At 64.1% G+C, this 7904-nt stretch carries 8 protein-coding genes; 3 read left to right on the top strand and 5 right to left on the bottom strand.

Annotated elements, in window-relative coordinates; genetic code table 11:
- From AC1DW4_RS14965 to rpsL, 4 genes are all read right to left on the bottom strand, one after another.
- The coding region (locus tag AC1DW4_RS14965; RefSeq protein ID WP_246347506.1) for a GTP-binding protein at positions 1 to 249 on the bottom strand (249 nt) is incomplete at its 3' end.
- A gap of 88 nt (positions 250 to 337) precedes the next feature.
- On the bottom strand, positions 338 to 2419 hold the full coding sequence (gene fusA, locus AC1DW4_RS14970) for an elongation factor G (RefSeq protein ID WP_477018056.1): 2082 nt from the start codon (positions 2417 to 2419) through the stop codon (positions 338 to 340).
- A 148-nt stretch (positions 2420 to 2567) separates the two neighbouring features.
- Positions 2568 to 3041, bottom strand: coding sequence for a 30S ribosomal protein S7 (rpsG, locus tag AC1DW4_RS14975; RefSeq protein ID WP_077355083.1), 474 nt, complete (start codon positions 3039 to 3041; stop codon positions 2568 to 2570).
- 69 nt (positions 3042 to 3110) lie between these two features.
- Positions 3111 to 3485, bottom strand: a complete 375-nt coding sequence (rpsL, locus tag AC1DW4_RS14980; protein WP_013269204.1) for a 30S ribosomal protein S12 — start codon at positions 3483 to 3485, stop codon at positions 3111 to 3113.
- A 364-nt stretch (positions 3486 to 3849) separates the two neighbouring features.
- Here rpsL and rpmG point away from each other — a divergent pair, with 364 nt between their 5' ends.
- Together rpmG and AC1DW4_RS14990 are read left to right on the top strand one after the other, a co-directional pair.
- A complete protein-coding gene (gene rpmG, locus AC1DW4_RS14985) occupies positions 3850 to 4017 on the top strand; it encodes a 50S ribosomal protein L33 (protein ID WP_477018057.1) in 168 nt (55 codons plus the stop codon).
- Between the two features lie 202 nt (positions 4018 to 4219).
- Complete coding sequence (locus tag AC1DW4_RS14990; protein WP_477018058.1) at positions 4220 to 5773, top strand: GH39 family glycosyl hydrolase; 1554 nt, start codon at positions 4220 to 4222, stop codon at positions 5771 to 5773.
- Here the strand turns inward: AC1DW4_RS14990 and AC1DW4_RS14995 are convergent.
- Positions 5722 to 6324 carry a hypothetical protein gene (locus AC1DW4_RS14995; RefSeq protein WP_477018059.1) on the bottom strand — a complete coding sequence of 201 codons (603 nt, stop codon included), beginning with the start codon at positions 6322 to 6324 and terminating at the stop codon, positions 5722 to 5724. The two genes, AC1DW4_RS14990 and AC1DW4_RS14995, sit on opposite strands and share 52 nt — an antisense overlap.
- A 112-nt stretch (positions 6325 to 6436) precedes the next feature.
- On the opposite strand from AC1DW4_RS14995, the gene AC1DW4_RS15000 reads away from it, so the two are divergent.
- Entirely contained in the window at positions 6437 to 7615 is a 1179-nt protein-coding gene (locus AC1DW4_RS15000; RefSeq protein WP_477018060.1) for a DUF819 family protein, read from the top strand.
- Positions 7616 to 7904: the final 289 nt, after the last annotated feature.

Here is a 7904-nt window from a genome sequence, read left to right on the forward strand (position 1 = left end):
GGGGCAGTCGACGTGGGCATAGTGACGGTTGGCCGTCTCATATTCCACGTGCGCGGTGTTGATCGTGATGCCGCGGGCCTTTTCTTCGGGCGCAGCATCGATGTCGGCATAGGCCATCGCCTTGGCCCCACCGGCCTTGGCCAGCGTCATCGTGATCGCCGCCGTCAGCGTCGTCTTGCCGTGGTCCACGTGACCGATCGTGCCGATGTTGCAATGCGGCTTGTTACGTTCGAACTTTTCCTTGGCCATTCTCTTCTCTCCGTCCCCTGATGCGAGGGGGCATATCCAGGTTTTTCAGGGGTCCGGCGACCCGAAGGCCGCCGGGATTGGTTGGTGCTTAGGCGCTATACTTCTTGATCACTTCGTCGGCGACGTGTTGCGGCACCGGCTCGTAGTGGTCGTACTGCATGGTGAAGGCGGCGCGACCCTGCGACATGCCACGCAGCGTGTTCACATAGCCGAACATGTTGGCCAGCGGCACGAAGGCGTTCACGACGGTGGCGTTGCCGCGCATGTCCTGACCCTGGATCATGCCGCGACGGCCGTTCAGGTCGCCGATGACCGAACCGAGGTAATCCTCGGGGGTCACGACCTCGACCGCCATGATCGGCTCGAGCAGCTTGGGCGCGCCCTTTTCCTTCAGTTCGCGGAAGGCGGCGCGGGCCGCGATTTCGAACGCCAGCACGCTGGAGTCGACGTCGTGGAACTTGCCGTCCGTCAGGGTCGCCTTGAAGTCGATCAGCGGGAAGCCGGCCAGCAGACCCGAATCCTTGATGGAGTTCAGACCCTTTTCGACCCCGGGGATGTATTCCTTGGGCACGGCACCGCCGACGATCGAGTTCTCGAACACGAAGCCCGACCCCGGCTCGCCGGGTTCGAAGGTGATCATGACGCGGGCGAACTGGCCCGTACCGCCGGTCTGCTTCTTGTGCGTGTAGTCGATGTCGACCTTGCGGCCCAGCGATTCACGATAGGCGACCTGCGGCGCGCCGATGTTGGCCTCGACCTTGTAGGTGCGCTTCAGGATGTCGATCTTGATGTCCAGGTGAAGCTCGCCCATCCCCTTCAGGATGGTCTGGCCCGACTCGTGGTCGGTCGAGACGGTGAAGGACGGATCCTCAGACGCCAGCTTGGCCAGGGCGACGCCCAGCTTCTCCTGGTCGGCCTTGGACTTGGGCTCCACCGAGATTTCGATGACCGGCGCGGGGAATTCCATCTTCTCGAGGATGACCGGCGACTTCAGCGGGTCGCACAGGGTGTCGCCCGTGCGGGTGTCCTTCAGCCCGGCCAGGGCGACGATGTCGCCGGCGTAGGCTTCCTTGACGTCCTCGCGGTTGTTCGAGTGCATCTGCAGCATCCGACCCACCCGCTCGCGCTTGTCGCGGGACGAGTTCAGCAGGCTCTGGCCGGTCTCCATCTTGCCCGAATACAGGCGGCAGAAGGTCAGCGATCCGACGAAGGGGTCGTCCATGATCTTGAACGCGAGGATCGACAGGGGTTCGTCGTCCGAAGCCTTACGCACGACGGGCTCTTCGGTCTTGAAGTCGATGCCGGGGGTCGGCGGGATGTCCATGGGCGACGGCAGGTAGTCGACGACGGCGTCGAGCAGGGTCTGCACGCCCTTGTTCTTGAACGCCGAGCCGCACAGGATCGGATAGAAGGCACCGGTCAGCACGGCCTTGCGGATGCACTTCTTCAGCACTTCGGTCGAAGGCTCGGTGCCTTCGAGGTAGGCTTCCATCGCCTCGTCGTCGAGCTCGACCGAGTTGTCGATCAGGTACTGGCGAGCCTCGACGGCCTTGTCCATCAGATCGGCCGGGATCTCGCCGACGGTGAAGTTGGCACCAAGAGCGTCGTTGTCCCAGACGACCGAGGTCATGGTGACCAGGTCGACCAGGCCCGACAGGGTGTTTTCCGAACCGATCGGGAACTGGATCGGCACGGCCTTGGCGCCCAGGCGGTCGCGGATCGACTGCACCGAGGCGTCGAAGTCGGCACCAATCTTGTCCATCTTGTTGACGAACACGATCCGCGGAACCTTGTACTTGTCGGCCTGGCGCCAGACGGTTTCGGTCTGGGGTTCGACGCCGGCGTTGCCGTCCAGCACCGTGACGGCGCCGTCGAGCACGCGCAGCGAACGCTCGACCTCAATGGTGAAGTCCACGTGGCCGGGGGTGTCGATGATGTTCAGACGCTTGCCCTGCCAGAAGGCCGTCGTCGCAGCCGAGGTGATCGTGATCCCCCGCTCCTGCTCCTGGTCCATCCAGTCCATGGTCGCGGCACCGTCGTGGACTTCGCCGATCTTATGGTTCTTGCCGGTGTAATACAGAATCCGCTCGGTCGTCGTCGTCTTGCCCGCGTCGATGTGGGCCATGATGCCGAAGTTGCGGTAGTCCTCGAGCTTGTGCGTGCGGGCCATGAAAGCGTGCCTTGAAATGTTTTCAGGACGCGTTTCGCGCCCTCGGGGGAGATCGTGGTGTTCGGATAAGCGGGCGCGGGCGATTTAGCTGAAACCGCCCGCGCCGGATAGGCCTAGATAGTGTCGCCGTTTGACGCTTTGAAGGCGTCTACCAGCGGTAGTGGCTGAAGGCGCGGTTGGCTTCGGCCATCTTGTGGGTGTCTTCGCGCTTCTTGACCGCGGTGCCGCGGTTGTTGGAGGCGTCCAGCAGCTCGGCGGCCAGCTTTTCGGTCATGGTGTTTTCCCCGCGCTTGCGCGCGGCGTTCACCAGCCAGCGGATGGCCAGGGCGCGGCGACGGTCGGGGCGAACCTCGACCGGGACCTGATAGGTGGCACCGCCGACGCGACGCGAACGAACCTCGACCGACGGCTGGACGTTTTCCAGGGCGGTGTGGAAGGTCTGGACCGGCTCGAAGTCCTTCTTCTTGTCGGCCAGGATCTCGAAGGCACCGTAGACGATGTTCTCGGCGACGGCCTTTTTACCCTCGTACATGACGTAGTTCATGAACTTGGTGACGATCAGATCCTTGTACTTGGGATCCGGCAGGACTTCGCGTTTCTGGGCGCGGTGACGACGTGACATGGGGTGAGCCTTCTAAATCGGTGTCTGGAAGCCAGACTGGGCTGGCTGAATCTGGGGGTGCGGTTCGGCTTACTTCGGACGCTTGGTACCGTAGTGCGAACGGCGCTGCTTGCGGTCCTTGACGCCTTGCGTGTCGAGCACGCCGCGCAGGATGTGGTAGCGAACGCCGGGCAAGTCCTTCACGCGGCCGCCGCGGATCAGGACCACCGAGTGCTCCTGCAGATTGTGGCCCTCGCCAGGGATATAGCACACGGCTTCGTAGCCGGACTTGGCCAGACGGACCTTGGCGACCTTACGCAGAGCCGAGTTCGGCTTCTTGGGGGTTGTGGTGTAAACGCGGGTGCAGACGCCGCGGCGCTGGGGCGAACCCTCGAGCGCGGGCACCTTGTTGCGCACGGGCTTGGGTTTGCGGGGCTTGCGGATCAGCTGGTTGATCGTAGGCATCGTTCGGACAGTCTCGACTTCTGATGGAGGCGTGTGCCTGTCGGCCGGGGCGCCTCGGTTTCCTTCTTTTGAACGCCTCCGACGGAGACGCCCGGGATCGTTCGAGACCGGATCGGTGACCCAAACGAAAAAACCGGAACGCGCGCTTCGGGCGTTCCGGCGGGCACAGCCCGTCCGTTCAATTGTCACGATCAGGATGGGGCACGCCCCGCCTCGAAAGTCTGGCGCGTTTACGCGGGCCGGCCACGGGGGTCAAGGGGTGCGGTCAGGGCCTTCAGAAACGGCGTTGACTTGGCGGGCGCGCTGAGTATGTTCCGCGCCTCTTATTTTCACGGCTTCCGCGCCGTCGCAAAGGTAATTTCCGATGGCCAAGCCCGCCTCAATCAAGATCCGCCTGAACTCGACCGCCGACACCGGCTTCTTCTACGTCACCAAGAAGAACGCCCGCACGATGACGGAAAAGATGGTCGTCAACAAATACGATCCCGTCGCGCGCAAGCACGTCGAGTTCAAGGAAGGCAAGATCAAGTAGGCATACCTGGTGGGCTAACGCGCGGTCGCGTTGCTTGAGCCCGGAATGACGTTTGAAGCGCCCGGTCAGCGATGACCGGGCGTTTTTTCTTTGGGCCATGCGCTACCCGCCGCCATCAATTTGTATGATTATATGATCTCGATGACGGCGGAGGATCGAGATGGCGGCGACAGGGCGAATCCTCCGGCAGCTGGCGTTCTTGATGGCGGGCCTGGCCATCGCATGCGCCCTGCCCTCAGAAGGCATGGCCCAGACGGTCCAGCGGTCGATATCCGTGAATGCGGCCAGCGCGGGTCGACCCAGGGACCGCATGCCGGATTTCTCGATCGGGGCTGACTATCCGGGCGTGCTGCGCCGTGCCGAGAGCCTGGAGCAGCTCAGACTGGTGCAGGCAGAGATCGGCTTTCGCTACATCCGCTTCCACGCCATCTTTCATGACGACATGGAGGTCTACCGAGAGGTCGACGGGCGTCCGGTCTACGACTGGACGCAGGTGGATGCCCTGTACGACCGGCTGCTGGACCTGGGACTGAAGCCGTTCGTGGAGCTTGGTTTCACACCCGAGGCCATGAAGACTTCGGATCAGACGATCTTTCACTGGAACGGCAATACCTCGCACCCGGATCCGGACAAATGGGATGGGCTGATCGAGGCCTTCGTGCGGCACCTGATCGACCGCTACGGTGCGGACGAGGTTCGGTCGTGGTTCTTCGAAGTCTGGAACGAGCCCAACCTGGCCAGCTTCTGGGAGGGAGCGGATCAGTCGGCCTATTTCGACCTGTACGGACGCACAGCGACGATTATCAAGGCGATCGACCCGGCGCTGCAGGTCGGGGGGCCATCCACGGCCGGGCTGGGCTGGATCGAGGAATTCCTGAACTACACCCAGGCGCACGCCCTGCCCGTCGATTTCGTCTCGGGTCACTCTTACGGGACCAAGGGCGGCTTTCTGGACGCCGACGGACAAGCGGACGTGAAGCTGTCGACCAACGCTGACGAGGTGCTGGTGGACCTGCGTCAGGCGCGCTACCTGACCTCGGTCTCGTCGCGGCCGGGCTTGCCGATCTATGTCAGCGAATGGAGCGCCAGCTTCAGCCCGCGCGACCCCATCCATGACGACTATCTCAGCGCGTCCTACATCCTGGACAACCTGCATCAGTCCGAGGGGCTGGTTCAGGCCATGAGCTACTGGACCTTCAGCGACATTTTCGAGGAGACGGGGCCGCAGACCCTGCCATTCCAGGGCGGGTTCGGGCTGCTGAACCCGCAGGGCGTCAGAAAGCCGGCCTTCTTCGCCTACAAATACCTGAACGGCTTGGGCGGCCGGCGGCTGGACACGGGCGACGGCCGCAGCATCGCCGCGCGCACGGCCGACACCCTTCAGCTGCTGGCCTGGAGCTATGAGCCGCCGGTGCAGCCGGTCAGCGACCGCACCTTCTATACACGCATCCGCGAGCCCGGCCCGGCCGCCCCGCTGACGCTCAGCCTGTCCGGACTGTCGCCGGGATCGCACCCGGTCCGCATCCGCCGGGTGGGTTTCGAGGCCAACGACGCCCACACGGCCTGGCTGAGGATGGGATCACCGGCGACGCTCAGCCCGGCGCAACTGGCCGAGCTTCAGGCCGTCACGACCGACGTGCCCGAGACCACGACGATCATGGCCGACGGTGAGGGCCGGGCGACGCTGGACGTACTGATGCGGCTCTATGACGTCGTGTTGGTCGAGGTGTCGGGGATCGGCGAGCCGCATCCGTAGGAGGAGGACGGCGGATTGGACTCCGGTGACACCGGGTGCAAGGAGTCCAATTCTTCAGAAATAACTTCGGTTTCGGCGTGCAGAGAGTTTAAATCATTGATACTTTTATCCGGTCGGATGACCAGATTCAACGGCTCGCGTCTGGGCTCAAGCAGGGGCGGCCTGATGTCGGGCAGTTCAGCCATGACCTCGGCGCGGGCCCGGTCGCACAGCCGTTCGTAGACGCGCATCCAGGTCGAGGCCTCTGCCGCGCGGCCCGACCCCATCGCCCGGCGGATGTTGAGGAAGGCCTGGTCGGCCAGGTCGGCGAAGCTGACATTGTCCTCGGGATGGTATTCGCCGAACTCCGGCGGGACCTCGCACACCGCCTGATCCACCCGCCGCCAGCCACCGGCCCGCGCATGCATCCGGAACGAGCTGAGCGATATGCCCCACTTCTGGCACAGCAGCGTCGCCTTCACGCCCGCCAGATACTCCCGCCTGATATGGTCCCACATATTGCCGCCGAGACCGTCAAGGTCGTCGGGGTTGATCTGATGGCGCATGGTCATGAGGGCGAGCATGGCATGCGGGTGCGTCAGAATCGGTCGTGGGGGGCGCGACCGTCAAGGCGTGGCACCCAGGCCTGATTGCCACTGCCCCCAATCCGGCTAGTCTCGTTCGATGACGCAATCGGCCGCCCTGATTTCCAGCCCGCTTGGCGTTCTAACGGTGCTGATGGTCATCGTTGCGCTGTCGGATGCGCTCGGCCGGATCGGGGTGTTTCGAAAGCTCGGCGCGGCGATGGTCGTTATCGTCCTGGGGGCCTTACTGGCGAACCTTCGGGTCATTCCACCCGCCGCGTCCGGCGGGCCGGTCTATGATCCGATCTTCAGCTACGTCATTCCGGCGGCGATCTTCCTGGTCCTGCTGGACGTCAATCTGAAGGCGCTCAAGCGGGCCGGGGCGCCGATGATCGGAGCGTTCCTCATCGGCGCGGTCGGCACCTTCCTGGGCGTCTGGGTCGCCAATGCCGTGACGCCGATCTCAGGCATGGTCGGGGCGTCCCATGGGGCGCTCGCCGGGATGTTTACCGGCACCTACATCGGCGGCGGTGCCAACTTCAACGCCGTCGCGCAGGCCTACGGGATCACGCGCGACGGCGGGCTCTATACCGCCGCGACCGTGGTCGACAACGTCATGACCGACGTCTGGATCATCGTCACCCTGGCCTTGCCTGCCCTGTTGTCGAGGTCGGGCTGGTTCGGCAAGGCGAGCGACCCGGCGCAGGCTGCCGTTCCCGCCCAGACGCCGCCGGCGCCGCTCACCGGAACCCTGGCCATCGCCGTTCCCCTGGCCATGACCGCCGTCGCCGTCTGGCTGTCCGGCCTCGCTTCGACCTGGCTGGAGGCGCGCGGCGTCGCTGTGCCGTCCGTCCTGATCGTCACGACCCTGGCTCTGGCGGTCGCCCAGATACCCGCCGTCTCCCGCCTGACCCAGGCCAATACGCTCGGCCTGTGGGGCATCTATCTTTTCCTGGCCGTCGTTGGCGCCAATGCCGACCTCGCCGCCCTCGTCGCGGCGGGGAGCCTGACGCCGGTGCTGTTCGCCTATGTCGGCATCGTCCTCGCCGTCCATTCCGCCGTGCTGCTCGGCGCAGGCGCGCTGCTGAAGCTTGAGCCCATCGTCCTAGCCCTGGCGTCCAGCGCCAACATCGGAGGATCCTCCACAGCTTTCGTTCTGGCCGAGTCCGAACGTCGTCCAGACCTGGTCCTGCCCGCTATCCTGATCGGCTCCATCGGCAACGCGATCGGGACCTATGCCGGCTTCGCGATGGTCGCTCTGCTGGCCGCCACTGGATAGAATCGATTGGGCTAGGAAGAGACTGAGCGAAGGCCCGCAATGGGTGGAAAGCGGACATCCAAATAGTGGGTCAAAGCGAAGGTGCACTGCTAAACGGGTGATCGACACGGACCCTCCGCGCGTGGCAGCTTTGCTTCAGGGGAATTACGCCAATGGATGTTGAGGCAGCGAGCAAGCCTACCCGCTTCTATATTGGAATGGCGCTGATCGCTTTGACGGTGGTGCTGGCCGGCTTTTCCAAAACGTTCTTCGCGCCACTGGCCGCCGGGACCTTTCAGGCCCCGGTCGT

The sequence above is a fragment of the Brevundimonas sp. P2_A6 genome, from assembly GCF_056404975.1.

Excerpts from the sequence above, each read along its gene's own strand:
- AC1DW4_RS14995 (WP_477018059.1), bottom strand. The coding sequence starts at position 6,324 with ATGACCATGCGCCATCAGATCAACCCCGACGACCTTGACGGTCTCGGC.
- rpmG (WP_477018057.1), top strand. The coding sequence starts at position 3,850 with ATGGCCAAGCCCGCCTCAATCAAGATCCGCCTGAACTCGACCGCCGAC.
- rpsG (WP_077355083.1), bottom strand. The coding sequence starts at position 3,041 with ATGTCACGTCGTCACCGCGCCCAGAAACGCGAAGTCCTGCCGGATCCC.
- AC1DW4_RS15000 (WP_477018060.1), top strand. The coding sequence starts at position 6,437 with ATGACGCAATCGGCCGCCCTGATTTCCAGCCCGCTTGGCGTTCTAACG.
- AC1DW4_RS14990 (WP_477018058.1), top strand. The coding sequence starts at position 4,220 with ATGGCGGGCCTGGCCATCGCATGCGCCCTGCCCTCAGAAGGCATGGCC.
- fusA (WP_477018056.1), bottom strand. The coding sequence starts at position 2,419 with ATGGCCCGCACGCACAAGCTCGAGGACTACCGCAACTTCGGCATCATG.
- rpsL (WP_013269204.1), bottom strand. The coding sequence starts at position 3,485 with ATGCCTACGATCAACCAGCTGATCCGCAAGCCCCGCAAACCCAAGCCC.